Below are 24,323 nucleotides of genomic sequence, written 5' to 3'. Positions count from 1 at the left end.
GGGAGACCGCTGGAGCGTCGATCCATTAGAGGAGACCCCGGGTCGCCATGCAGTACCTGGTCCCCGGCTGGGCCTTCGACGCCAAGAAGCCCTGCCTAGTGAGGTAATTACTCCTCTTACTACCCGACGGCGGCCCAGCAACCTCGCGCGAGGTAGCTGGGCCGCCGTCAGGTAGCAATTAGAGGGAGACTATCGTGCGGAGGGCTTTTGGCGGGGACGCGAATTCCTGGGGCAAGTCAGCCAAGGGGATCGGGCCGCCGAGGATGTCCTTCCACGGCAGAGCAGCCCCGTCGGCTGCCAAGAAGTCCACGGCCTCGGCCAGGTGGTGAGGTTCGAAATTGTGGACTCCGGTGATCGTGCGCCATCCGCGCACCACCTGCTCGGGATCGATCGACACCTGCGGCCCCGGCGTCACGCTGCCGGCGAGGACCACAACGCCCCCGACACCCAACGACGAAATGCAGGAGCGCACCCCTGACTCGGCACCCGAGAGCTCGAGTGCGACGTCGACATCAGCGCTCTCCACACCCGGCTCAACGGACCGAGCAGCTCCCGCCCGGTCGGCCAGAGAGCGGCGGTCCGGGTGCGGATCGGCGGCGATGACCTCGGCAGCACCGCGGGCCAGAGCGGCCCCGACCGCGGTCAACCCGAGCATCCCGATGCCATTGACGAACACCCGTCGTCCCCGCAGGTCACCGGCGGCTTCACACATCGCCATCACGGTGGCCACGGCGCATCCCGCGGTCGCCGCCACCCCATCGGGTAGCGAATCCGGCACCGGGACCACAGCCACCCCGGCCGGTAGGTGGATATGGCTGGCGTAGGTGCCCGACAGCGCCCAATCCGACTCGGCCGATTCGTGGCCGACCTTGCGCACCGAGCTGCATTTCGCGCTCAGCCCGCGCCGACAGTTCCGGCACTGACCGCACACCGAGGTGACCGAGAAGACCACGCGAGTGCCGACGGGCACATCCCCGCGCGTCTCCTCGACGATGCCGACGCCCTCGTGGCCGAGCACCGAGGGGCATGCCCCCGACCGACGTCCGCTGACGGTGTGCCGATCGGACCCGCACACCGTCGCCGCGGTCAGCCGGATGAGGCTCTCGCCCGGTGCCAGCTGCGGCCGGTCGAACGTGCGGAGCTCGAATTCCGAGCCTCCCGTCCACACCTGGGCAAACGGCTGAGCGGTCGCGCGGCCACGATCGGCCGCCTCGGTGCCGGTCATCGTCGAATCGGGGACGGTCGATTTCACTTCGCGACCACCGCAGCTTCCTGCTCGGCGAGGACCGCGGGCAGATCCGCCACGGAATCAAGGACGAGGTGCGCGCCCTCGGCCGCGAAATCCTCTCGGCTCAGGTGCCCGGTGAGCACGCCCACGGCTGTGACCTCGGCGTTGAGTGCCGATTCGATATCCGCCGAGGTGTCTCCCACACTGACGACAGCAGCGCGGTCGGTGACCCCGACCGTGTCCATGACCTTGTTGATCAGGTCCGGCGCCGGACGTCCGGCGGGCACTTCGTCGCCGGTGACCGCGACGTCGAAGGTCTCACCCGGCGCCCAGCCCATGGTGGAGAAGATGAGGGCGGCGATCTCGCGGGAGAATCCGGTGGTCAGGCCCACCTTGATCCCGCGTTCCCGCAGGTTCGACAGGGCCTCCTCGATCCCGGGCAGCGGACGCGGAGGATTCTTGGTGTAGGTCTCGCGCAGTTCGGCACGGAACCACTGCCAAGCCCGCTCGTGAACCTCCTCGGTGACCTCGATTCCGCCGAGGCAGAGCAGATTCTCGATCGCCCAGTGCTTCTCCGTGCCCATCCACTTCTGGAACACCTCATCGGAGTAGTCTGCGCCCTCTCGTTCGGTGGCCTCGCGCAGCACGCGGTAGACCTCGTCCCGTTCGTCGATGGTGGTTCCGGCCATGTCGAAGACGGCAAGTTCAGTCATGTCGATTCTCTTTCTCTTTCGGTGGTGCCCACGCGAGTTCGTGGGCTCTGCTTCGTCCGCTTGGTCGGCGGACGGAAATTTCGGTGGGCGGGTGGACTTGATTGCGCAGGCTCAGCGCACGGCTCGGTGCAGCCACATGGAAAGGGCCTCGACGAGGAGGACGACGGCGACCATGAGGATGAGCACCATCGTCACGACATCGAACTGGTCGACCCGCGATGCGTTGAGCAGCAGGAATCCGATGCCTCCGGCGCCGACGACGCCGAGCAGCGTGGCCGAGCGGATGTTCGTGTCGAGCAGGTACATGATGTGGGCGACGAACGCCGGTGCCGCCTGCCGCGGGGTCGCCGAGAAGAACACCTGCGCCTCGCCGGCGCCGGTGGCCCGCTCCGCCTCCTGGACCTGGGGATCCGTCTCCTCGATCGAGTCGGCGATGAGCTTCGAGAGCAGGCCGATCGCACCGATGGACAGTGCCAGGGTTCCGGCCGCCTCGCCGAGTCTGGAGATGACGACGAAGATGATCGCGAGGATGAGATCGGGGATTCCGCGGGCGACGACGATGAGGACGCGGAACGTCTTGTGCACCGCGCGATGCGCCACGACGTCACCGCGACCGAGCTGCGCGGCACGATCTACACCCACCCCTCCGCCACCGAGGCGCTCAACGAGGTGCTCGGCGCACTCAAGTGAAGCCCGCGATAGGCTCGCCATCATGAGCCTTCGCATCGTCATCACCACCGATTACCTCGAACCCGGCGACAGCGTCGACCGGCTTCTGAGGGAGCACGGACTCGAACCCGTCTACTCCCCGGCAGCCGGTTCCCGCACCGAGGAAGAACAGCGCAACCTCCTCAAAGGCGCGATCGGCGCCATCGTTGCCAGCGAACCGATCACCAAAGACATGCTCGCCGAGGCGGCCGACCTCCGAATCCTCGCCCGCAGTGGAGTCGGATACGACTCCGTCGACACCGCTGCGGCCCAGGAACTCGGCATCCACGTGGCCAACACCCCCGGCGTCAACCATCACGCCGTCGCTGAGCTCACGCTCGCCCTCATGCTCAACTGCGCCAAGAACCTCAGTGATGTCATCGCCGGCGTCGAGGCAGGTCAGTGGCCCCGCACGGCAGGCACGGAACTGCGCGGCAAGACGCTCGGCGTCATCGGACACGGGCCCAGCGGCAAGGCGATCGCCGCAATCGGTGCAGCTCTTGGCATGAAAGTCATCGTCGGCACTTCCCACCCCGATACCAAGGCGGACCCGAGCATCGAATTCGCCAACGTCGACACCGTCGTCGCGGTCGCCGACTATCTCACTCTCCACGCCCGAGCGACCGGCACCCCGATCATCGGCACCGACCGACTCGCTGCGATGAAGGACACCGCGTTCCTCATCAACACCGCCCGCGGGTCACTCATCGACGAGGCCGCCCTCGTCGACGCACTCGACCACGGCCAGATCGCCGGTGCCGCCCTCGATGTGCTCGAGTCCGAACCCATGACGAACGACAACCCGCTGCGGAACTTCGACAACGTCTGGATCACCTCTCACCTGGCCGGGCAGACAGTCGAAGCCAGAGAGCGCGCCGGCATCGCCGCAGCCCAAGCCGTCATCGACGTGCTCGGCGAGAAGGAACCTGCAGGTCTCATCGTCTGAAGGGCCCATCCCTACCTGCCGAGGCGTACCGTTGACTCATGGCGCATCCGCAGATGTTCGATGACGACGATCCGATGCTCGAGCGGGTCCGCGCGATCGCGCTCAGGCTGCCCGAAGCGGCCGAGAAGATTTCGCACGGCAGACCGGCCTTCTTCACGAAGAAGATCTTCGCTCATTACGGCGGCACCGAGAAGCTCGGCCCGAAAAAGATGGTGCAGCACCCGCAAGCGCTGCTGGTCCTGCTCGACCTCATGGACGCCGAGGTGGTGCTCGAGCGTCCGGATTCCTTCGTCCCCATGTACCTCGGCCCCTCCGGTTGGGTGGGTCTCGCACTCGACGATCTCGACGACGAGGAGCTGCGCGAACTGATCATCGATTCGTACCGCAGCACCGCCTCGACGAGGTTGATCGAGGCCCTTGACGCTCAGGAATGAGCGCTCAATGTTCCCCGCTCGGCGATCAGTCTCGAGCGGTCCGCAGACGCTGCTGGTCAGCTTCGACCCGTGTGCGCCGCATCCTCACAATAATGAGCAGGACCAGTCCCACAACGGCGGCGACCACTCCTGCAAGGAACCCGTAGAAGGGGAACCCGTACTGCGTCACCGAGAACTCCTGACCGGTGACGGTGTCGCCCGAGCAGGTCAGGCTCGGCGGCAGATAGTCGGCCGTGACCGAAAACCCCAGCACATCATTGCCGCCGACGGTAAAGGGGCAGATCCCAAAGCCGTCCAATTTCGAGTACCACTGAAAATACTGGCCGAGCATTATCACCGGCAGCATGAAGACCCCGATCCCGATGAGCCGCAGCGGCCACCGATCTCGACGCGGTTCGGCCAGCGGCGACCGGTACAGCCCGAGCAACCGGGTCACCATGAACGCGATCAGCACCCCGAGAAGCACCGCAACGCTGAGAGCGGCGAGTGCCATCGAGACCATAAACAGCGCCGAGGTGGCCCCGGAGTGCTCGACCATCGCCGTGCCGCTGTCGACCGAGGCGCGGCAGACGAACCCGGACGGTGCACGATCGTCGATGGCGATCGCATCGGGGTCGACGCCGAAGTCGTCGACCAGATCGGAACAGGCATCGGCGGCACCGTGTGTGCGGGCGACCGCTGTTGATATCCACGACGTCACCCACTGGGCAGCGTGGAGCAGCGCGGCGACCACCAATCCGGCGCTCGGCAGGAGAAAAGCCACCCGCCACCGCGAAAGCCTGCGAATACGGCGAAGGAATCCCCGCTCTGCAGCTCGCGCGTTCGTCTCCATGCGTCCACGCTAGCCCAAGCCACATTGTGAGAATCCCGCGTCAGTGCTTCCTCGGAGGATCTCACAGGAAGAGTTCACCCACGACATCCTGCTCGAACTCAAGGAGAATGCTCTGGCCAGCAATGCCTCGGCGGTCATAGGGTGAATACATGACGACCCCAGCGAACACCCCCGTACAGAACTCACCGATCCCCACCCTCGACCTCAACGACGGACGCGCGATCCCGCAGCTCGGGCTCGGCATCTACGCGATGAAGGGCGACGAGGGGGTCGACGCCATCGTGGGTGCCGTCGACAATGTCGGCTACCGCCTGCTCGACACCGCGGTGAATTACGAGAACGAACACGAGGTCGGTCAGGCCATCGCCGACTGCTCCGTCGCTCGCGAGGACCTGTTCGTCACGAGCAAGATCCCCGGCCGCCATCACGGCTTCGACGAGGCCATCGCCAGCACCGAGGAATCGCTGGCCCGCCTCGGTCTCGACTACCTCGACCTCCACCTCATCCACTGGCCCAACCCCAGCGTCGGCAAGTACGTCGAGACCTGGGAGGGCCTCATCGAACTGCGCAGACGCGGTCTGGTGAAGTCGATCGGCGTCTCGAACTTCACCGAGGAGATGCTCACCGAGCTCGTTGAGAAGACCGGCGTCACCCCGGCCGTCAACCAAGTCGAGCTCCACCCGTATTTCCCGCAGGAGAAGCTCATCGCCTTCCACCGCTCCATCGGCGTGCAGACCGAGAGCTGGTCCCCGCTCTACCGTGACCAGGGACTGTTCGATGAAGCCCCTATCGCCGAGGCGGCCGCCGCCCATGGAGTGACCCCGGCCCAGGTGGTCCTGCGCTGGCATATCGAGATCGGCAGCATCCCGATCCCGAAATCCGCGAACCTCGAGCGTCAGCGGTCCAATGCCGATGTCTTCGAGTTCGAACTCACCCCCGCCGAGGTGGCGGCGATCTCCGGACTCGAGCGCGGTCGGATGAAGGACCGGGATCCGCTCACCCACGAGGAGATGTGAGGTTTCGCTAGCGGCTCTGAGGCTGTGTCGCCACAGTCGCGTAGCCTTTCATTAGTCGCAAAGCGACCTCACGGGACATCTGGGGGTCCCGTGCCACGATGCGATATCCGAGGTAATCCTCCATCGACATCAGAGTCATGGCGATATCTCTAGTCGCCTGTTGCAGTGCGAATGCGCCTGTTCGAGCTCCGTCGTTGAGGAGCGATTCGTAGAGGTCGACTTGTCGGTGATAGATGGACTGCACATCTTTACGGTTGTGCAGGTTGAATCCGGCGTCAAGGACGGCCATCCAGATCACCCTCCACTCTGCATCTTCGGGGCCGGCCGGGAGCCCCGCGGCCATCATGGCGTCGAGGCGTTCAATGGGATCTGGGATTGTCTCGGTGAGAGTGCGTCTATTCTCGAAGAAGCGAAGGTCGGAGCGGTGGGCAAGCTCTGCAATGAGGCTCTCGACGTCGGGGTAGTAGTACCGAATCGCATTGGCGGTCTTGCCGAGTTTGTCGGCGATCTGGGAGATCGTCAGCGCAGCGAGGTCGGCCTCTCCGACAAGCAAAATGGCTGCCTGCAGGATGTCTTCGCGGCGTTGAGACTGCGTGTTCGGTCGTGCCAATAGTTTCTTTCGCTCGGTCCGGATGCTTGTGCCAAGACTACCGACTTTGCACGATTCATCGGATCAGGTCTTGTGTTTCCACAGGCGATGGATCATTATTTTCACAATAGGAAAAAAACTTGAGGAGAACTGTGAGAGCACGAGATCTCGGCATCGATGTCGGCAGTCATCGAACCGGCCCGCTCAACGCCATTACTGATGTTCCGGGCGTTCGGGTCGGCTACTCGACTATCGGCGGCGGCGCTGAGCTTTCCGCGTCATCTGCGAACACCGGTGTGACGATGATCGTCCCGCACGACGACATTTGGACTGAGCCAGTCTTTGCCGGCGCGCACCGTCTCAACGGTAGCGGGGAGATGACTGGCCTTGAGTGGATACGCGAGGCGGGGGAGCTGACCTCACCCATTGGGCTGACGAATACGCACAGCCTCGGCGTGGTTCGGGACGCTCTGGTAGCTGAACAGGTCGCTCGTCGCGGACCAGGGCAGTACTGGTGCCTGCCGGTCGTCGCCGAAACCTATGACGGTCTGCTCAATGACATCAACGGTCATCATGTGACTCGACAACATGTGTCCGAGGCTCTGCGTGTGGCATCAACGGATGCTCCGGCCGAGGGCAATGTTGGGGGAGGCACGGGGATGATCTGTCACGAGTTCAAGGGCGGATCGGGCACTTCCTCGCGGGTGATCGACACGGCTGCTGGGCGTTTCACGGTTGGTGTGTTCGTTCAAGCCAATCATGGAAGACGTGAGAGACTGAGCGTCGAAGGCGTACCTATCGGGATGAAAATTGGTGCCGACGCTGTCCCAGTTCCCGAACTTCCGCGAGAGTTCGAACGAGGTTCGGGTTCGATCGTCGTGATCGTTGCGACCGACGCCCCGTTCCTGCCGCATCAGTGCGAACGTATTGCTCAGAGGGCGGCCCTCGGGGTTGGGCGCATGGGTGGTACCGGTGAGCAGTACAGCGGTGATCTCATGCTTGCCTTCTCCACCGGCAACCGCGGTATCCCTCCCTATCAATGGGAAGAAGACCCGCAGGTCGAGCGGGCGACAGTGAATGTGTCGATGATGGCCCCTCAGCTCATGACCTCGTTCTTCGATCTGGTGGTTGAGTCAACCGAGGAGGCGATTCTCAACTGCATGGTTGCCGCCTCGACTTTGACCGGTCCGACCGGTGTCACCGCCCATGCCATCGATCATGAACTGCTCAAGGCTGCCATGAGACTCGAGTGAGGTCGGGGCTACTTTTCGGCGCACTGCTGAGAACCCCTTTAACTGTGAACGTCAAGGAGGACTTCATGAGCTCCACAAGGACCGTAGTAGAAACGCCGGCTCGCCTGACAGGACGACTCGGGACCATCGGAATCGTCTTCATGGTCGTAGCAGCGGCCGCGCCGCTGACGGTTATCGGCGGAAACATGCCACTCGCTCTAGGGGTGGGCAATGGTGCAGGCGCTCCTGTGGGATTCCTCATCGCCGCGACTATCCTGCTGCTCTTCTCCGTCGGCTTCGTCGCCATGACACCCCACGTGCGTGAAGCGGGTGCATTCTTCTCCTATGTGACCCTCGGCCTGGGTGAGCGAGCGGGCATGGGAATCGCCGCAGTCGCACTCGTTGCCTACACCGCGATTCAGGCTGGGATATACGGGTACATCGGCTGGGCCATCGACGACACTGTCCGCTTCTATGGTGGGCCGACTGTCCCGTGGCCTGTGTACTCTATGCTCACTCTCGTGATCGTAGCGTTCCTCGGCTACCGCCACATTGATCTCAGCGCCAAGGTGCTGGGAGTGGCACTTGTGGCAGAGATCGGTATCGTCCTCGTCCTCGATGTTGCCATTCTCGTGAATCCGGGGCCGTCGGGAGTCACCATGCAGTCGTTCGATCCGGGAACGTTTGCCGACGGCGCGATCGGAGTGGCAGTGCTGTTCGCGTTGACCGGCTTCATCGGCTTTGAATCGACCGCGGTGTTCCGCGATGAAGCGTATCGTCCTGAGAAGACCGTTCCCAGAGCGACTTACACGGCAGTGTTGCTCATCGGCGGCTTCTATGCATTCACCTGCTGGGCTTTCGTTGTCGCTGTCGGTCCTGACGCCATCGCAAACGTGGCCCAGCGAACTTTGGATGGAAACGCGAATATGCTGCTCGACACGACACATGATCAATTGGGCGGATTCGGGCGCGATATCGTCAACGTCCTGTTGTTGACGAGCCTTTTCGCCTGCGTGTTGTCGTTCCACAATGTCATCGCCAGATACCAGTTCGTGTTGGCCGGAATGCGTGTGCTCCCACGGCGATTGGCCACAGTGCATCCAAAACATCATTCGCCGTCATTCTCTTCCGTCGTGCAGACATGCACAGCGATCGTCCTCGTGGCGATATTCGCCGCGTTCGGCGTCGATCCGCTAGTGGGAGTTTTCGGCTCCATGGCGGGCGTGGCTACGGTTGGCATGATCATTCTCATGCTGACCACTTCGATCGCAGTCCTCGCCTTCTTCTCACGAAACTCTGAGGCGCGTGCAGGACGCAGAGTGCGGACGCTCATTATTCCTGCGATCGCTACTGCGGGGTTGATTGGAGGGATGATTCTCGTCCTTTCGAACTTCACTCTGGTCACCAGCGGCAGTATTGGTTTGAGCGTCGGATTGGCGCTGGTTCCCTTCGCGGCGTTCGTCGGCGGCTGGTTTATCGGCAAGCAGCGAAGCGCTGAGGTCGAGCGGAAAGCCCCCGCCGAGGTGGCTGCGATCTCCGGACTCGAGCGCGGTCGGATGAAGGACCGGGATCCGCTCACTCACGAAGAGATGTGAGGCAGCACGGCAGTTGTTGACGCCGATCGCGAGGACACATGGAATTCCGACGGACGACCCGGGCTGACTTTCCGCTGCTCGCGCGATGGCTCGGCTCGCCCCACGTCGCCCGCTTTTGGAATCACGAGACGACTCCGGAGGCGATCGAGCGGGACTTCGGTGGCAGCATCGACGGCACTGAACCGTCATTCGACTTCATCGTCGAGGACGCGGGGGTGCCGGTCGGCTTCATCCAACGCAGTCTCATCTGGGATTATGCGGACGAGCAGCGGGAACTCATCGCTCTGTCCGACGCCCCGCGAGATGCGCTGACGATCGACTACTTCATCGGAGAGGTCGCTGCGACAGGCAAGGGCATTGGCACACGGATGATCCAGGAGTTCACTGAACTCTGCTTCGCTGACTGCCCGTCCGCCTCAGCGATCATCGTGCCCGTGATCGCGGGAAATCCGGCATCGTGGAGGGCTCTCGAGGCTGCCGGATATGAGCGCATCGCCGAGGGCCACATCCCGCCCGACAACCCGATCGATGACGGGTGGCACGTCATCTATCGCCGGGATCGGCCTTGAACGCTTGGCAGTTTGGGTCCGCGGTGTAGTCGCCGTTGGTTCACACCCCGACGCTGTCATCTCTCTTCCGGCACCTCGACGAGGTGGTCCCGGATTCCTGCGAGGTAGCTCGCGCCCAGCGGGGTGAGTGAGAGCAGCTTTCTCTTCGCCCCGGTCCGCGGGGCATCGGCAGCCGTGCTCTGCAGGAACCCGGAATCCTGCAGGCGTTTGATCGTTCGGTAGAGGCCGCGTTCGGTGATCTGCCATCCCGTGGCTGCGGTGACTGCCTCAGCGATGGTGGAGATCTCAGCCGGCTGATGCGCGGCAACCAGCGACAGCGTGATCGGGGTGAGCATCGACTTCTTGTACGTCTCGACCCAGGACTCGACGCGGTGGTCGAGCCACTCCCGCTCTTCCGGGGTGACTGCGGCCGGGCTGCCATTCGCCGCAGTCGTGATGTCGATTGCCTCGTTCGTGGTGCCACGAGACTGTGCCGCCACCTCAGTCCTCCCAGCCGCGGCCGAAGACTGAGCCGAGGAGGTGGACCAGCAGTCCAAGCCCCCACAGGGCGCTCATCACGAGCGTGGCCCCGAACCAAGAGCTCTCGAGAAGGGTGTGGGTCGCGTCTCCGGCGCCGTCGACTTCGAAGCCGAGGAACATCACCCGGAGGATCGCGTGCAGATTGAAAGAGGTGGTGACGGTGACGAAGGCAATGGCATGGGCGATGACCACGCCGAAGCGGACACGTTTGAGCGCGGTCAGGTTCCGCCACAGCCACACCGCGATTCCGATGGCGACGAGTGCTGTGAGTCCACCGGCGAGGATCGTGACCTCGCCGCCGGTGGCAGAGACGACGATCTGCACGATGGTCATGGCGATGATGAGACCGAGCGTGTATGGGAGCAGAAGGGTTCGGGCGTTGGCGGGCGATGACGTCTGCGGAGCTGTAGTCATATTGGTACTGTACCTATGGTTCACTGCCTGGCGCAAGGGTCGATCCCGCACGATCATTCGGGTGGGTTCCACCTGTGTGAGAATGTCACCGTGGAGATGGAAGTCAGGCACCGGCGCGCTCTGCGCGGCACTCTCGCCGCAGCGTTCGCGACCTTTGTCGCGCTGACGTCGCACATCCTCGGCGGTGGATCGTTTCCGACTGCGATGGGCGTCATCGTGCCGCTGGCGCTGTCGACCCTCGTCTGCGTTCTCTTGGCCGGGCGCCAAATGTCGCTGCCGCGGCTGACAGTTTCCGTCGGAATCAGCCAGACGCTCTTCCACCTTCTGTTCTCCCTCTTCACTCCGCACGGTTCTGCATCGTCGAACACGATGGCGCGATCCGACAACGGTCTCGCCGCGCTCCTCGGCGGGCGCTCTCACCACTCGCCGGCGCATGGAGTCCACCAAGCGGCGATGCATGCGTCGCCCAGCGGCGGGGTGCAGATGACTCATGATTCCGCAGTCATGCCTGCCATGGATGGTTCTGTGGGTGCAGCAGCCGAGATGCATTCGCACGCGTCTCCCGCGATGCTGCTGGCCCACTGCGTTGCCGGGATCGTGACGATTGCGATGATCTACTGGGCCGAGCGACTGCCGGTCATGCTCGGCGAGTTCGCCCGCCTCATCATCCGTGCGGTCATCCCGCGCCTCGTCGTCTTGCGGGCGCAGATCGAGAAGCCGCGGTCACTGGTCGGCTTCGAGCCCGAACTGCCTCGCAGCCTCGGTGTGTGCCGATCCCCGGTGCTGCGTCGAGGGCCACCACAGCCTGCTTTCTGACACTCATCACATCCGCGCATCGGCTCTCGTGAGCCGGTGCGATCACTGCTGACCGCATCTGGTCGTCGACCGCGACTGCGTGTCGTGCGCGACCACTGCCGACCGCAACTGCCCGGCGACCGCATCTGCTCGTCGAAGGCATCAGGCCGACCCGATCCGGCTCAGCGCACCTGAGAGAAAGCATCATCATGACCACACCTTCATCAACCGTGCCCGAAAGCTCGGGTCCGGAACCGACCAGCCACCGTAACTACCACGACCGCCCTATTCCGTGGCTCGGCCCGCTCCTGCGCCGTCTCCACTTCTACGCGGGCATCCTCATCGGCCCGTTCATCCTCATCGCCGCGCTCACCGGGGCGGCCTACGCGATCAGCCCGACGCTCGAGAAGCTGGTCTATGCCGACCAGCTCAGCGTCCCCGCCACCGACGACCCTCTGCCACTGGCCGCCCAGATCGACGCCGCGAACACCGTCATCGCAGGCAGCGATTCGACGCTGTCCGCCGTGCGACCGGCCCCCGAGCCGGGCGATACCACGCGAGTGATGTATTCCGATCCCAGCCTCGGGGAGAGCGAATCCCGGGCGATCTTCGTCGACCCCGCCACCGCCGAGGTGGTCGGTGACCTCACCGTCTACGGAACCTCGGGTGCCCTGCCGCTGCGGACGTGGATCGATCAGATGCACCGGAGCCTCCACCTCGGCGACGTCGGACGGATCTACAGCGAACTCGCCGCCTCATGGCTGGGAATCGTCGCCGCCGCGGGTCTCGTCCTCTGGATCCTCCGGTCTCGCAAAACCAAGAAGCCTGCCGCGATGCTGCGACCGAACCGGAAGCACAAGGGGCTGAGACGCACGTTCTCCTGGCATGCTTCGGTCGGTGTCTGGGCGGCGATCGGGATGCTCTTCCTCTCGGCCACCGGGATGACGTGGTCGCAGTTCGGCGGGGAGAACGTGACGAAGCTGCGCGCGGCGCTGAGCTGGGAGACTCCGGCCGTGTCGACGGAACTTGGCAGCGGGGCCGCCGCGCATGCTGACGGCGGGTCCGGTCACGCTGGTCACGAAGGCCACGCTGGGCACGAGGGCCACTCGGGAATCGGTGCCTCGGCAGGGGCCGATTTCGATCCGGCCGATTTCGACAGGATGCTGTCGATGGCGCGCGGGGTCGGCATCGACTCCGAGTCCGTCGAGATCCTGCCGCCCGAGGACGACGGATCAGCGTGGGTGGTGCAGGAGATCCAGCGCACCTGGCCCACTCAGGTCGACACGGTCGCCTTCGACCCCGAGACGATGAAAGCCGTCGACCGTGTCGACTTCTCCGATTACGGTGTGGCGGCCAAGCTCGCCCGCTGGGGTGTCGACCTGCACATGGGCACACTGTTCGGCTTGGCCAACCAGATCGTGCTCGTTGCACTCGCTATCGCCATCGCGTCGATGGTGATCTGGGGATATGTCATGTGGTGGCAGCGTCGGCCGAAGCGCGGTCCGGCGAGACGGTTCGGGCGCGCACCCGCGCGCGGTGTGCTCAATGGGGCTCCGTGGTGGGGTGTGGCTGCGGTCGGTGCTGCCGCAATCGTGATCGGTGTGTTCCTGCCGCTTGTCGGTATCAGCCTCGTCGGGTTCGTCGTCATCGACGTTCTGCTCGGGCTGAGGGAGTGGCGTCGCCAGCGGCAGTCCATGAGGATCTAACGCTCACAGCACCGGCCGATAAGCGGAGGTACCGCAACAGGTACATGCCGTCATCACATTAAGTGCAATCCGCCATCACTTCTAGGACAGGTCATCAGGACGCGAACCGATGACCTGTCCTAGAAGTGATGCGACCGGATGCATTGGCCGGCAAGGACGAAGTCGAGCGGCCTTCGCGATCGGCCGCCCGCCGCTTCACTCAAACGTCACGGAGCTCTTCGCGCGAGTGTCGACTCGCAGCTCAAAAACGTCCGGCCGGGAGTAGTGGCCCACCGGGTCGAAATCGAGGTGCGAACGGGTCTTGGCGCCGAGGTCGATGTCGGCGTAGAGGATCGTCTCCTCGTCATAGACCGGTCCCGCCAGCACCTCGCCGGTGGGTGCGACGATGACGCTGCCGCCGCGGATCGCGGTCTCGCCGTAGGGGAGTTCCTCGTCGAAGGGGTGGTCGTCGGGGAACTCGCTCTTCGTGATGAACTGGCATGCCGAGAGCACGTGAGTGCGGCCCTCCAAGGCGATATGCGTCATCGTCGCCGTCCAGGTCGGACGGTCGTCGACCGTCGGCGCGCAGTAGACGGAGACGCCCTTGGCGTACATCGCCTGGCGCAGCAGTGGCATGTAGTTCTCCCAGCAGATGACGCTGCCCACTCGGCCGAAAGGTGTGTCCATCGTGTCGAGAGTCGACCCGTCTCCGAATCCCCAGATGACACGCTCGGTGCCGGTGGGCATGAGCTTCCGGTGTGCGCCGACGATCCCGAGTTTCGGGTCGATCATCACTGCTGTGCAATAGAGGGTGTTGCCGGACCGTTCGATGATGCCGATGACGACGAAGGCACCGACCTCGCGGGCCGCCTCGGCGAGCTTGGTGATTTCCGGTCCATCGACGGTGACTGCTCCGTCGAAGTACCGTTCGAATTGCGCCCGGCCCTGCCCGGTGCGCATTCCCACGGGAGCACCGAACGTGCTGCCCTTCGGGTAGCCGCCGATGAACGCTTCGGGGAACACGACGAGCCCGGCCCCCCTGGCCGGCGGCCTCCCGCAGCCGGGCGATCGCCTTGTCGGTCGACGCTTCGGCATCGAATGGAACGGAACCTGCCTGGACTATTGCCACTGTGTTCATGATGCTCGACCCTCTTTTCTCTGTGGATTCTCCTGCTATCACTCTCGAACGCGAGGTGATTCAGGTCAAACAATCGGGGCGTTCGCCTCGAATGGACGAGCGCCCCGATTGATTCGAGTCATCAGCTCCAGTGCGAAGCAGACCGAGTCCGCATACTGTCGCGGAACTGTCCCGTTGACTTCTCCAACAACTCTCCGGTGCCCCAATCGAGCACGACGCCGTATTGGCGGATGACGTCGTGGACGGTGCTCTCACCATCGCGGTAACGGCGGGCCACCTCGGCGGGGTCGGCTTCCAGCCAGGACGCACGTTCGGAGCGGATCCGTTCCCGCTCCGTCGCTGTCGCGGTCTCATCGATCTCGTACTCATCGAGCTCGGCATCGATCTCACGGATGACGACGCCGTAGTCTTTCGCCGCCCGGTCGATGGAGACATAGCCGTCGATGACGTCCTCGAGCACCTCGACAGTCGGCCGATCCAGCGGGTCACCGAAGCCACCACCTCCGGCGCTTGGTCGTTCGAACGTGTCACCGGGGCTGATGGCTACATTCGAGAACGTGGCACCCAAGTAGCGCGGGTTCTCTGACGAAGGATTGAGCCAGACTCCGTGTGGGATCGACGGCAGTCCGCCATTGATGCCCCACGTCGTCGACCGCCCGCGGTCGCAGCAGTAGCTCATCACCGCACCGGTCGCATCTGTGAGGATGCCGCCTTTATTCACTCCACATCCTCCGCGGAACCTGCCCGGCCCGCCGGAGTCGATGTTGATCGAGTGCTGAGTCGTGATTACCGGGGTCAGGCGCTCCTGTCCCTCGACCGGCTGCACGGCGAGTCCGGTGCCGAATACCGGTGAAGTCGCGGAGGAGCCGTCCTTCGTCGACCGGCCGCCCCATCCGCCTGCCATCCAGTCGTACCACATGAAGTACGGGCTCGACTCGGTCCTGGCATCATGCCCACCGACGAGCAGATACTCGAGGTTGAATGCACACGCCATCGCGCGTTCGGGCATGATGTGGGACCACAGTTCGAAGATCGCGTTCATGACCTTCTCGTACGGGCCCGAACAGAACCCGGTCACTGCATGCGGCCAGCCGGCGTTGACGACGGTTCCCTCTTCGCCGATCTCTGCGGTCACCGCCTGGTAGAACCCGGAGTTGAGCGGAACCTCGGGGAAGAACGTCTTCGTGCCCGCGTAGATCGCAGAGAAGGTCGTCCCGTAGCCGGAGTTGAGGAACGTTGAGACCGCCTCGGCGGATCCCGTGAGGTCGTAGTGGATACCTGTCCCATCGAGCGTGAGCTTCACCCGGATCGGAGCCAGCCCCTCGCCCTTAGCCGGATCGCCGTCGAGGAAGTCGACCGTCTCCCACTCGCCCTTCGGCAGATCGCCGAGGCTGGCGAGCACGGTGCGGCAGACATAGTCCTGCGTCTCCTGCATCGCATCGAGGACCGTGTCCTTCGAATATTTGTCGACGAGGCGGAGCACTTCGCGTTCGCATACAGCTGTGGCCTCGGCTTGGGCGTTGAGATCGCCGAGGGCCTGATCGGGAGCACGCGTATTCGACACGAGCAGCTGAGCCACATCGTGGAGGAACCGGCCCTTGTGCCAGACCCGAAGCGGGGTGATGCGCAGACCCTCACCGAAGTGCTCACTGGCAGAGACATCGAACGAGCCCGGGACGGACCCACCGATATCGGCCCAGTGGCCTTTGTTCTGCGCGAAGCCGATGATCTCGTCATCAGCGAAGATCGGACGAATGAAGCTGACGTCGTTGAAGTGGGTACCGCCTCGATAGGGGTCGTTGATGAGGAAGACGTCACCTGGGTTGATGTCGTCGCCGAACTCCTCCATAACGGCCTTGCACTGGAAATGCAGGGTGCCGACGTGGACGGCGATGTCTGCACTTCCTTGCATGACAGTGTTGCCGTCGCGGTCACAAAGTGCCGACGAGAAGTCGCGTGAATAGATGACGAACGAATAGCAGGTCCGCAGGATCTGTTCGCTCATGAGGTCGACGCTGGTCGCGAAAGCGTTCTTGAGTACTTCGAAAGTCACCGGGTCGAGCGTGGACGTCGACTGTTCCGTTGCTGTGGTCATGGGTCTCTCCTCACAGGCCGTTCTGTGTTGAATTGTTCGCAGCTGACAGCGCAGGCTCTGTTGTCTCTGCCGTCAGTGCGATGCGGATGTTGAACCACTCATCGATCACTGCGGACGAGTTCGGCGGGATGACGGTGGTCGAGTCGATCTGGTTGAGGATCGCCGGTCCGATGAACGCAGCACCCGAGGGCAAGTTCTCCCGCTGGTAGACCGGCGTCGAATGCCACTGTCCGTCGAAGTAGACGTCGCGGACCTCGAGCGGCTCACCGGGATCTTTGCTGCTGACAGGGGTCGGTTTGAAGGTCGGCTTCGGTGTCTTCCCGAGTGCTTTGAGGTGGAGTTGGTAGATCTCGACCGGGGTGTCGTCCTGCCGGAACTCGTACTGTTTCTCGTGTTCCTCGTGGAATAGTTGGACGGCCTCGCGCAGCGCGTTCGGGCCGGAGCCCATCTTCACCTGCAGCGACCGCCACTGGCCGTGGTAACGCATCGAGATGCCACGTTCGAAGACCGAGTCTTCCTCGGCGACTTTCTCATGCCGCAGTCGATCACGACCTTCGAGTTCGAGTTCGCGGAAGTGCTGTTCGACCGTTTCTCCGTCTGCGGAGTCCGCGACGCCGGTGAACATCTGCGACAGGTCGTGCTGGATGTCGACGAGGAGGCACCCCAGCGCCGAGGTGACTCCCGGGCTGGGCGGGACGATTACAGTGGGGATGTTGAGTTCGCGAGCGACGTCCGCCCCGTGCAGTGCACCGGCACCGCCGAAGGCGATGAGTGCGAAGTCCCGGGGGTCGAGCCCGCGACGGATGGAGACGAGGCGGACCGCATCTGCCATGTTCGCGTTGGCCACCTGGGCGATGGATTCGGCCGCGGAGTCGACATCGAGGCCGAGCGGATCGGCGATCTTCTCCTTGATCGCTGCCCGTGCGCTCTCACGGTCCAGCGTCATCTCACCGTCGGCGAGGTCGGTGCCCAGACGATTGAGGGCGAGGTTCGCATCGGTGTTCGTCGGCTGGTCGCCGCCGCGGCGATAGCAGACCGGACCGGGAGCGGCACCGGCCGACTGCGGCCCGTTGCGCAGGGAGCCGGCGATGTCGATGTGAGCCAAAGAGCCGCCGCCGGCGCCGATGGTGAGTACTTCGATGCTCGGGAAGACGATGGGGTGGCCGTATTCGACTTCCCATTCGTTCGTCTCCCGCAGTTCGCCGTCGGCGATGAGTGAGATGTCCGTCGAAGTGCCGCCCATGTCGAGTCCGACGGCATTGGCATGACCGCACTGCTCGGCCACGTGCTGAGCGGCGATCGCGCCGGCGGCGATTCCTGAGGCCGCGAGTCGCACCGGGAACCGCTTGACCATCTCCGAGGTCATCGATCCACCGCCCGAATGGAGGAGAAGGAGTTCTCCGGCATAGCCGTCCTCGGTGAGGTTGGAGTCGAGCTGTTCGACGTAGCCGGATACCAACGGACCAAGAACGGCATTGGCGACAGTCGTGTTGAACCGGTTGTGTTCGAAGATCTCCGGCAGCACCTCGGCCGAGGTGGAGATGCTGGCTCCGGGAAGCTCCTCTGAGAGGATCTCGCGCATCCGGATCTCGTTCGCGGCGTTCGCATAGGAGTTGACGAAGCAGACGGCCACGGTGTCGGCACCGCGCTTCTTAAGCAGGCGGCCGAGCTTCCTGGCCTCGTCTTCGTCGAGCTCGGTGACGATGTTGCCCGCGTAGTCGACGCGTTCGGTGACCTCGAAGCGGTCACGGCGACGAATATAGGGGCCGGATACATCGGAATAGGCGTCCCACAGATCGTCCTTCGTGCCATCGCGGATCTCAATGACATCGCGGAAACCCTTGGTCGTCACCATCGCTGATTTGGGAAATCTGCGAGTGATGAGCGCGTTGGTGGCAACAGTCGTGCCATGTGAGAAGAGCTCGACCTGGCTGAGGTCGATGTTCGCCCGCTTCACTCCGTTGAGGACAGCTTCCATGGGGTTGTCCGGGGTGGACGGGACTTTCGTCACCCGCATCGTCTGGGTGGATTCGTCGAATACACAGATGTCGGTGAATGTTCCGCCGACGTCAACTGCGACGCGTAGATCTGCCACGGTCATCTCCTTTGATTGTGGTTTCCCTCATAGCCTGGGCTTCGATGATCGGGCCGGTCAATAGAGCAGATGAAGGAAAAGACGGTTAGATTTGTAAGAATCACAAAGCCGTGCCGACGGCGCGGAATGATGCAGCAGGCGAGTGGGAGCAGAGGTGAAATCCGATGGGTTCGAGCCGAGACACCCTGGCGCGAGAGCGGATCTTCGATGAGCTTTTGAGCGCGATGAATTCTGCAGATCCGCTTGAATCGGCGCTCTCCCGGGTAGCACGGATGAGTAGGGGAGCTGGTCTCGTCATCAACGAACTCGGCGAGGTCGTCAGATCCGTCGGTTCCGCCCCGGTCCACCTCATCTCCCGGTGGACTCAGGAGGAGGTCCTCGGTCCGGCGACACCAGCGGGCTGGGCCGAGTCGACGTCCGGTGCGATCGGCCGCTGGAAGGTGCACGCTCGGACAGTGCGACTACGCAGTCGCGCCCATGTCATCGTCTTCGCCGTCCACGCCGATGACGAAGAGGCCGGTACTGCCGGCAGCGAGCGCAGAAGTGGAACTGGGGAGGGCAGAGCTGGCAGCGGCACGGGCACCACCCACCCTTCCGCTGAGATGATCCTCGATGTTCTGTCCAAACTTCTGCGCGCCTTCGAGGGATTCGAGTCCTTTTCGATCAGCATTCGACGGGAGGAATCGTCGCGGGTTCTGCGCGACTTGGAGGCCGGTGTCTCTCCCGGTCGCGAACCGGCGCTCTGGCGGGTCCTCGAGACCTTCGGCTTTGCAGCCTACGAGCCGATTCGCGCCCTGCGCCTCCGCATCGACGCCTCCGACTCGGGGCATGGGAAACCGACCCCGAACCCGGGGCGCGGCCTGGTCATCAAGGATTCCGGGCACGTCAGTTCGATGGTCGAACGGACCGCGCTGTGTACAGCAGACTTCGATATCGAGGGTAGCCTCGACGATTTCGGCCTCATCGGAGTCGGGGTCTCCGGACTCTTCACGGCACTCAGTCAGGTACCGGAGATGCTGCAGACGGCGGACGTGGCGCTTGCCTCGGCGGGGGAGTCGAGGTTCGCTTTCGTCGATCGCATGCGCCCGATCGAATGGGCGGCGGCCCGCATGAGTTCCCGATTCGATCGCCGCCTCGTCGCTGCTTTCCTCAACCCGATAATCGCCAAGCCCGAATCTTCCACCACACTGCGCACCTACGTGGAAAGCGGCGGCAACATTTCTGAGGCTGCAGGTCGGCTGCATGTGCACGAGAACACTGTTCGTTACCGAATGGGGCAGATCGAGAAGGTATTGGGCGCACGCCTCACCGATCCACGGACGGCCGCAGAAATCGTCCTCGCACTGCAATGTCTCGATTCCGCCGAACACGCGTAGCCTGAGACCATGCCCCGTCACCTCCTGACCTCGACGCCGCCGAACCCCGACCCTCGCCGAGGGGGTCCCGCCGGTGACGACGTAAACGGCGCCGACACAGCTGCCGCGCCCAAACAGCACCCCAAGGGTCCCGTCCGCGGCCGTGGGGCACTGCTCGCACTCTTCGCCGTCCTCCTCGTCGCCTGGGTCGGCATCTCCGGTGTCGGAGGTCCGTACTTCGGCAAGATCTCCGAGGTCGCCACGAACGACCGCTCATCGTTCCTCCCCGAATCCGCGGAGTCCACTCGCGCCCAGGACCAGATCGAGAAGTTCAGCGACCTCGATTACGTTCCCGCCATCGTCGTGCTCGAGAACAGCGACGGAGTCACCGACGACGACCGGTCCCGGCTCGATGAATTGACGAAGACGCTCGAAGACGACGACCTGCTGGCCGCAGACCCTTCACCGGCCATCCCGTCCGATGACGGCGAGGCCCTCCAGCTCATCCTCCCGGTCTCCTCGACGACCACCTCCGACGACGTCGAATCCATCCGAGACGCGGTCGGCAAGGTCTTCCCGACCGCGGTCGCCGCCGATATGACCTCGGACCAGTCCGCGGAAGCACCGACCACCGTGGCAGACGTCCACGTCACCGGTCCGGCGGGATTCTCCGCTGACCTCTCCGAAGCCTTCGCCGGCATCGACGGCATCCTCCTGCTCGTCGCGCTCATCGCCGTCTTCGTCATCCTCATCATCGTCTACCGGTCCCCGCTGCTGCCCGTCATCGTCCTGTTCACCTCGGTTGCCGCGCTCGCCGCCTCGATCTTCATCGTCTGGCATCTCGCCGACGCCGGAATCCTCCTGATCAACGGGCAGGTCCAAGGCATTCTCTTCATCCTCGTCGTCGGCGCCACCACGGACTACTCCCTCCTCGTCGTCGCCCGGTTCCGCGACGCGCTTCTCCACGAACCCGACCGAGTCAGAGCCGGATTGAGCGCCCTCAAGGGGGTCCTCGAACCGATCGCGGCCTCCGGCGGAACCGTCATCGCCGGACTCCTCGTCCTCCTGCTCACCGACCTCGCCTCGACCAGGGCGCTCGGGCCGGTCGCTGCGATCGGCATCGTCGTGGCGATGTTCGCAGCACTGACCTTCCTGCCCGCCGCGCTGATGATCATCGGCCGTGCCGTGTTCTGGCCCTTCCTTCCGCGCCCCCAGGCCGAGACGGCCAAGCCCAAGCGCGGGATCTGGGCCAGGGTCGCCGAGGCGGTCGCGCGGCATCCGCGCCGCATCTGGGTCACAATCGTCATCCTCCTCGCCATCCCGCTGCTCGCCCTCCCGCAGTTCAAGGCCGAGGGAGTCCCACAGTCCGACTTCGTGCTCGGCGACTCCGAGGCCCGCGACGGCCAGGACATCCTCGCCGAGCATTTCCCCGGCGGCTCCGGATCCCCAGCACAGATCGTCGTGGCGGAAGACGAACTCAGCGATGCCGCACAGGCGGTCGGCCGCCTCAGCGAGGTCGAATCGATGACCGTCGTCGCCAACGATTCCCCGAGCGGGACGCTGTCCATCGGTACGGACGGGGAGATCGATCCGCCGCGCGGAATGCCGAGCGGGGCCGGGCCGGACACGTCCGGTCAGTCGGGCGGGTCCGGTCAGCCGGAGACGCCGGCCCCCACCGAGGTCGACGGCAACGTCCTGTTGGAAGCGACGCTGAAGTCGGTCGCGGATTCGGACGAAGCCGAAACCGCAGTCACCGAGATCCGCGAGGCTGTGCACGACATCGACCGGGAGGCCCTCGTCGGCGGGGAATCCGCGGTCGACCTCGACACGAACACCACCGCCGAGGCGGACCGGGCCTTGGCGATCCCGCTCATCCTCGTCGTGGTCACGATCGTGCTCATCCTGCTGCTGCGGTCCCTGCTGGCACCGCTGCTGCTCGTGGCGCTGACCGTCCTGTCCTTCGGCACCGCGCTGGGAGTCTCCGCTCTCGTGTTCAACGACGTCATCGGGTTCTCCGGAGCAGACCCCTCGGTGCCGCTCTATGCGTTCGTCTTCCTCGTCGCGCTCGGCATCGACTACAACATCTTCCTCATGTCCAGGGTGCGGGAGGAGTCACTGCATTTGGGAACCCGTGCGGGCGTGCTCAAGGGACTCGTCTCCACGGGCGGGGTGATCACTTCGGCGGGAATCGTGCTGGCCGCGACCTTCGCTGCGCTCGCCGTCATCCCTGTGATGTTCCTCTTCCAGCTCGCCTTCATCGTCACCTTCGGCGTCATCCTCGACGCGATCCTTGTGCGGTCGCTCGTCGTGCCGGCGCTCGTCCACGACATCGGGCGCAGCGTGTGGTGGCCGTGGCGGAAGCGGATTCCGCGGGATTGAAGCGCGGATGTCCCCGGACTGGGCGGGTGGGTTCCGCAGGGCCGGAAAGCGGATGCCCTGGGTCTGAGCGGAGAGGTGGGAGGCAATACGATACCCCCGGCCGGTGATGAAGGGTCGTGGGGAGACCGCTTTCATCCGTGATCGCCGGGGGTTCGTGGGGGATACTCCGGTACTTCGACGAGGGGATCGTCGACGTGGCCCTAAAAGTCAGGGCCAGGTATACCATTGAACTACGATTTTGTTGACGGCGCAACAAATGTGCCGACCGACACGTCAGCTGGCAGTTCGTGAGGGATAGAAGGGCAGATGGAAGAGACGACTCCCGTCAGCAGCATGATCAGGCAGAACGGCCCGATCAAGATCGCGGCCTGGCGGTTGATGATGGAGAAATATCAGGACTTCATGACGCGGTTCGAACAAGAGTTCCGGACCCGTCACGGGCTCAGCGCCAACGAATTCGATGTGCTCATCAACGCGTCGACCTCGGCGCAGGTCAGGCACCGCGACCTGCTGCGCAGTCTGGTGATCAGCCGCAGTGCGCTCAGCCGCCTGCTCGGCAAACTCGAGGGGCGCGGGCTCGTGACCCAGGAGCCCGACCCGGAGGATCACCGCGGTGTGCTCGTCGCCCTCACCGAGGCGGGGCAGAAGCTCTGCGCCGAGGCGGCTGAGACGAACGGTGAGATCATCATCTCCGCCTTCTCCGGTCTCACGGACGCCGAGGCGGAGGAGATTTTCCAGCTTGTGTCCAAGATCTGCCCGGTGGGGTAGGGGAGCGATCCGCAGGGGAGAGTAGGCCCCTCCCCGACGGACGAGAAGACGGCTAGGCTGTGGCCATGAGCAACGTTGAGACCCGTCCCGAGCAGGTCGTCTGCAAGGCCGGGGGACTGCCCGGGCCAGCCTGTGACCAGCAGGGACGTTCCCCTGTCGAGATCATCACCTCCCGCGACGTGCCGCTGGGCGGGCCCCGCGCGATGACCGTGCGGCGGACCCTGCCGCAGCGTCAGCGTTCCCTCATCGGTCCGTGGTGCTTCGTCGACCACTACGGCCCGGCGGAGGTCTCCGTCACTGGTGGGATGGACGTCGCACCCCACCCGCACACCGGGCTGCAGACCGTCAGCTGGCTGTTCGAAGGCGCCATCCAGCACATCGACTCCGGCGGCAATGCAGGCCTCGTTCTGCCTGGTGAGGTCAACCTCATGACCGCCGGCGCCGGCATCTGCCACTCCGAGGTCTCGACCGACGATACGACGACCCTGCACGGCGTCCAACTGTGGCTGGCTCTGCCCGATGCCGCTCGCCACCAGCCCGAACGCGAATTCGAGCACTTCGAACCCGAGCCGGTGTCGCTTGACGGCGGGGAGATGCTCGTCTTCCTCGGCCGCCTCGGCGAAGGTTCGTCGCCCGTGAAAACGCACTCTCCGCTGCTCGGGGCGGAGATCCGCCTCGATCCGGGCGCAACCATCGACCTGCCCGTCGATCCGCAGTTCGAGCACGGCCTCCTCGTCGACTCCGGCGATATCGCACTGGAGAACGTCGATCTTCCGGTCGCGGCGATCGGCTACACGGGCACCGGCGTCGAGGAGCTGCGCATCGCCAACCGCGGCGACGAACCCGGCCGACTCATCCTCATCGGTGGCGAGCCCTTCGGTGAAGAGATCGTCATGTGGTGGAATTTCATCGGTCGCACGCACGAGGAGATCGCCCGGTACCGCGAGGAATGGCAGGCCGAAGGTGATCGCTTCGGGGCCGTCGAGGGATACGTCGGCAAGGGCGGGCCTGGTCAGAACGCCGATGGTATGGGCAGGCTCCCCGCGCCGAGGATGCCCGACGTGACGATCAAAGCGCGGAGGAATCCGCCCCCGCAGGTCCAGGGCGGACCCGCGGAATAAGTTCGCGCCGATTTCTGTCCTAGTCAGCGGCGACCGAATTCGCCGCGTCAGTCAGCCGGCACAGAAGAACTCGAGACCCAGCCGCCACAGCAGAAGG

Annotated in this window: 22 protein-coding genes; 12 read left to right on the top strand and 10 right to left on the bottom strand. The window is 64.2% G+C overall.

The window, feature by feature from the left end; translation table 11 throughout:
- Positions 1–178: 178 nt before the first annotated feature.
- The 3 genes from HIM68_RS12810 to HIM68_RS12800 all read right to left on the bottom strand — a co-directional run bounded on the left by HIM68_RS12810 (position 179) and on the right by HIM68_RS12800 (position 2,526).
- Complete coding sequence (locus HIM68_RS12810; protein ID WP_367647531.1) at positions 179–1,252, bottom strand: alcohol dehydrogenase catalytic domain-containing protein; 1,074 nt, start codon at positions 1,250–1,252, stop codon at positions 179–181.
- Positions 1,249–1,941, bottom strand: coding sequence for a phosphonatase-like hydrolase (locus HIM68_RS12805; protein WP_172172729.1), 693 nt, complete (start codon positions 1,939–1,941; stop codon positions 1,249–1,251). Before HIM68_RS12805 ends, HIM68_RS12810 begins: the two co-directional genes overlap by 4 nt.
- Before the next feature lie 111 nt (positions 1,942–2,052).
- The gene (locus HIM68_RS12800; RefSeq protein WP_367647532.1) at positions 2,053–2,526 is read right to left on the bottom strand and encodes a PhnE/PtxC family ABC transporter permease; all 474 of its coding nucleotides are present in this window, start codon (positions 2,524–2,526) and stop codon (positions 2,053–2,055) included.
- A 127-nt stretch (positions 2,527–2,653) separates the two neighbouring features.
- Between HIM68_RS12800 and HIM68_RS12795 the strand changes: the two genes are divergently transcribed.
- Both HIM68_RS12795 and HIM68_RS12790 read left to right on the top strand, forming a co-directional pair.
- Entirely contained in the window at positions 2,654–3,595 is a 942-nt protein-coding gene (locus HIM68_RS12795; RefSeq protein WP_172172727.1) for a phosphoglycerate dehydrogenase, read from the top strand.
- Between the two features lie 38 nt (positions 3,596–3,633).
- Positions 3,634–4,029: an MmcQ/YjbR family DNA-binding protein gene (locus tag HIM68_RS12790; RefSeq protein ID WP_172172725.1), complete on the top strand. Its 396-nt coding sequence runs from the start codon at positions 3,634–3,636 to the stop codon at positions 4,027–4,029.
- Between the two features lie 25 nt (positions 4,030–4,054).
- On the opposite strand, the gene HIM68_RS12785 is transcribed toward HIM68_RS12790, so the two are convergent.
- Positions 4,055–4,792, bottom strand: a complete 738-nt coding sequence (locus HIM68_RS12785; protein ID WP_172172723.1) for a hypothetical protein — start codon at positions 4,790–4,792, stop codon at positions 4,055–4,057.
- A 218-nt stretch (positions 4,793–5,010) separates the two neighbouring features.
- On the opposite strand from HIM68_RS12785, the gene HIM68_RS12780 reads away from it, so the two are divergent.
- The gene (locus HIM68_RS12780; RefSeq protein WP_172172721.1) at positions 5,011–5,877 is read left to right on the top strand and encodes an aldo/keto reductase; all 867 of its coding nucleotides are present in this window, start codon (positions 5,011–5,013) and stop codon (positions 5,875–5,877) included.
- Positions 5,878–5,884: 7 nt separating this feature from the next.
- Here the strand turns inward: HIM68_RS12780 and HIM68_RS12775 are convergent, their stop codons facing one another.
- Positions 5,885–6,487: a TetR/AcrR family transcriptional regulator gene (locus HIM68_RS12775; RefSeq protein ID WP_172172719.1), complete on the bottom strand. Its 603-nt coding sequence runs from the start codon at positions 6,485–6,487 to the stop codon at positions 5,885–5,887.
- 131 nt (positions 6,488–6,618) lie between these two features.
- Here HIM68_RS12775 and HIM68_RS12770 point away from each other — a divergent pair, with 131 nt between their 5' ends.
- The 3 genes from HIM68_RS12770 (at position 6,619) to HIM68_RS12760 (ending at position 9,862) form a co-directional block, all read left to right on the top strand.
- Positions 6,619–7,719 carry a P1 family peptidase gene (locus HIM68_RS12770; RefSeq protein ID WP_172172717.1) on the top strand — a complete coding sequence of 367 codons (1,101 nt, stop codon included), beginning with the start codon at positions 6,619–6,621 and terminating at the stop codon, positions 7,717–7,719.
- Between the two features lie 65 nt (positions 7,720–7,784).
- Positions 7,785–9,293, top strand: a complete 1,509-nt coding sequence (locus HIM68_RS12765; RefSeq protein WP_172172715.1) for an APC family permease — start codon at positions 7,785–7,787, stop codon at positions 9,291–9,293.
- Positions 9,294–9,331: 38 nt separating this feature from the next.
- Positions 9,332–9,862, top strand: a complete 531-nt coding sequence (locus HIM68_RS12760; protein WP_172172713.1) for a GNAT family N-acetyltransferase — start codon at positions 9,332–9,334, stop codon at positions 9,860–9,862.
- 56 nt (positions 9,863–9,918) lie between these two features.
- On the opposite strand, the gene HIM68_RS12755 is transcribed toward HIM68_RS12760, so the two are convergent.
- Together HIM68_RS12755 and HIM68_RS12750 are read right to left on the bottom strand one after the other, a co-directional pair.
- Positions 9,919–10,341 carry a PadR family transcriptional regulator gene (locus HIM68_RS12755; protein WP_172172711.1) on the bottom strand — a complete coding sequence of 141 codons (423 nt, stop codon included), beginning with the start codon at positions 10,339–10,341 and terminating at the stop codon, positions 9,919–9,921.
- A 1-nt stretch (position 10,342) separates the two neighbouring features.
- Entirely contained in the window at positions 10,343–10,795 is a 453-nt protein-coding gene (locus HIM68_RS12750; RefSeq protein ID WP_172172709.1) for a hypothetical protein, read from the bottom strand.
- Positions 10,796–10,891: 96 nt separating this feature from the next.
- Here HIM68_RS12750 and HIM68_RS12745 point away from each other — a divergent pair, with 96 nt between their 5' ends.
- Entirely contained in the window at positions 10,892–11,611 is a 720-nt protein-coding gene (locus HIM68_RS12745) for a hypothetical protein (RefSeq protein ID WP_172172831.1), read from the top strand.
- A gap of 188 nt (positions 11,612–11,799) precedes the next feature.
- A complete protein-coding gene (locus HIM68_RS12740) occupies positions 11,800–13,296 on the top strand; it encodes a PepSY domain-containing protein (RefSeq protein WP_172172707.1) in 1,497 nt (498 codons plus the stop codon).
- Between the two features lie 195 nt (positions 13,297–13,491).
- On the opposite strand, the gene HIM68_RS12735 is transcribed toward HIM68_RS12740, so the two are convergent.
- The 3 genes from HIM68_RS12735 to HIM68_RS12725 form a co-directional block, all read right to left on the bottom strand.
- On the bottom strand, positions 13,492–14,298 hold the full coding sequence (locus HIM68_RS12735) for a carbon-nitrogen hydrolase family protein (RefSeq protein ID WP_367647530.1): 807 nt from the start codon (positions 14,296–14,298) through the stop codon (positions 13,492–13,494).
- Positions 14,299–14,534: 236 nt separating this feature from the next.
- Positions 14,535–16,508: a hydantoinase B/oxoprolinase family protein gene (locus HIM68_RS12730; protein ID WP_172172705.1), complete on the bottom strand. Its 1,974-nt coding sequence runs from the start codon at positions 16,506–16,508 to the stop codon at positions 14,535–14,537.
- Positions 16,509–16,518: 10 nt separating this feature from the next.
- The gene (locus tag HIM68_RS12725) at positions 16,519–18,603 is read right to left on the bottom strand and encodes a hydantoinase/oxoprolinase family protein (protein WP_367647529.1); all 2,085 of its coding nucleotides are present in this window, start codon (positions 18,601–18,603) and stop codon (positions 16,519–16,521) included.
- A 164-nt stretch (positions 18,604–18,767) separates the two neighbouring features.
- Here HIM68_RS12725 and HIM68_RS12720 point away from each other — a divergent pair, with 164 nt between their 5' ends.
- From HIM68_RS12720 to HIM68_RS12705, 4 genes are all read left to right on the top strand, one after another.
- Entirely contained in the window at positions 18,768–19,979 is a 1,212-nt protein-coding gene (locus tag HIM68_RS12720; RefSeq protein WP_172172701.1) for a CdaR family transcriptional regulator, read from the top strand.
- Positions 19,980–19,988: 9 nt separating this feature from the next.
- Positions 19,989–22,337 (top strand): MMPL family transporter, encoded by a 2,349-nt coding sequence (locus HIM68_RS12715; protein WP_172172699.1) that lies wholly within the window; start codon positions 19,989–19,991, stop codon positions 22,335–22,337.
- 306 nt (positions 22,338–22,643) lie between these two features.
- The gene (locus tag HIM68_RS12710) at positions 22,644–23,105 is read left to right on the top strand and encodes a MarR family winged helix-turn-helix transcriptional regulator (protein WP_172172697.1); all 462 of its coding nucleotides are present in this window, start codon (positions 22,644–22,646) and stop codon (positions 23,103–23,105) included.
- A gap of 65 nt (positions 23,106–23,170) precedes the next feature.
- Positions 23,171–24,226 (top strand): pirin family protein, encoded by a 1,056-nt coding sequence (locus HIM68_RS12705; protein ID WP_172172695.1) that lies wholly within the window; start codon positions 23,171–23,173, stop codon positions 24,224–24,226.
- Positions 24,227–24,323 lie beyond the last annotated feature (97 nt).

It is taken from the genome of Brevibacterium sp. CT2-23B (assembly GCF_013168765.1).
GTDB classification, from domain to species: Bacteria; Actinomycetota; Actinomycetes; order Actinomycetales; family Brevibacteriaceae; genus Brevibacterium; species Brevibacterium sediminis.
This window is presented reverse-complemented; position numbering and strand designations above follow the sequence as displayed.

Bases quoted from the DNA above. Each gene is read 5' to 3' on its own strand.
- HIM68_RS12740 (WP_172172707.1), top strand. From the start codon at position 11,800: ATGACCACACCTTCATCAACCGTGCCCGAAAGCTCGGGTCCGGAACCG.
- HIM68_RS12780 (WP_172172721.1), top strand. From the start codon at position 5,011: ATGACGACCCCAGCGAACACCCCCGTACAGAACTCACCGATCCCCACC.
- HIM68_RS12720 (WP_172172701.1), top strand. From the start codon at position 18,768: ATGGGTTCGAGCCGAGACACCCTGGCGCGAGAGCGGATCTTCGATGAG.
- HIM68_RS12745 (WP_172172831.1), top strand. From the start codon at position 10,892: ATGGAAGTCAGGCACCGGCGCGCTCTGCGCGGCACTCTCGCCGCAGCG.
- HIM68_RS12790 (WP_172172725.1), top strand. From the start codon at position 3,634: ATGGCGCATCCGCAGATGTTCGATGACGACGATCCGATGCTCGAGCGG.
- HIM68_RS12805 (WP_172172729.1), bottom strand. From the start codon at position 1,941: ATGACTGAACTTGCCGTCTTCGACATGGCCGGAACCACCATCGACGAA.
- HIM68_RS12705 (WP_172172695.1), top strand. From the start codon at position 23,171: ATGAGCAACGTTGAGACCCGTCCCGAGCAGGTCGTCTGCAAGGCCGGG.
- HIM68_RS12750 (WP_172172709.1), bottom strand. From the start codon at position 10,795: ATGACTACAGCTCCGCAGACGTCATCGCCCGCCAACGCCCGAACCCTT.
- HIM68_RS12760 (WP_172172713.1), top strand. From the start codon at position 9,332: ATGGAATTCCGACGGACGACCCGGGCTGACTTTCCGCTGCTCGCGCGA.
- HIM68_RS12710 (WP_172172697.1), top strand. From the start codon at position 22,644: ATGGAAGAGACGACTCCCGTCAGCAGCATGATCAGGCAGAACGGCCCG.
- HIM68_RS12715 (WP_172172699.1), top strand. From the start codon at position 19,989: ATGCCCCGTCACCTCCTGACCTCGACGCCGCCGAACCCCGACCCTCGC.
- HIM68_RS12765 (WP_172172715.1), top strand. From the start codon at position 7,785: ATGAGCTCCACAAGGACCGTAGTAGAAACGCCGGCTCGCCTGACAGGA.
- HIM68_RS12795 (WP_172172727.1), top strand. From the start codon at position 2,654: ATGAGCCTTCGCATCGTCATCACCACCGATTACCTCGAACCCGGCGAC.
- HIM68_RS12730 (WP_172172705.1), bottom strand. From the start codon at position 16,508: ATGACCACAGCAACGGAACAGTCGACGTCCACGCTCGACCCGGTGACT.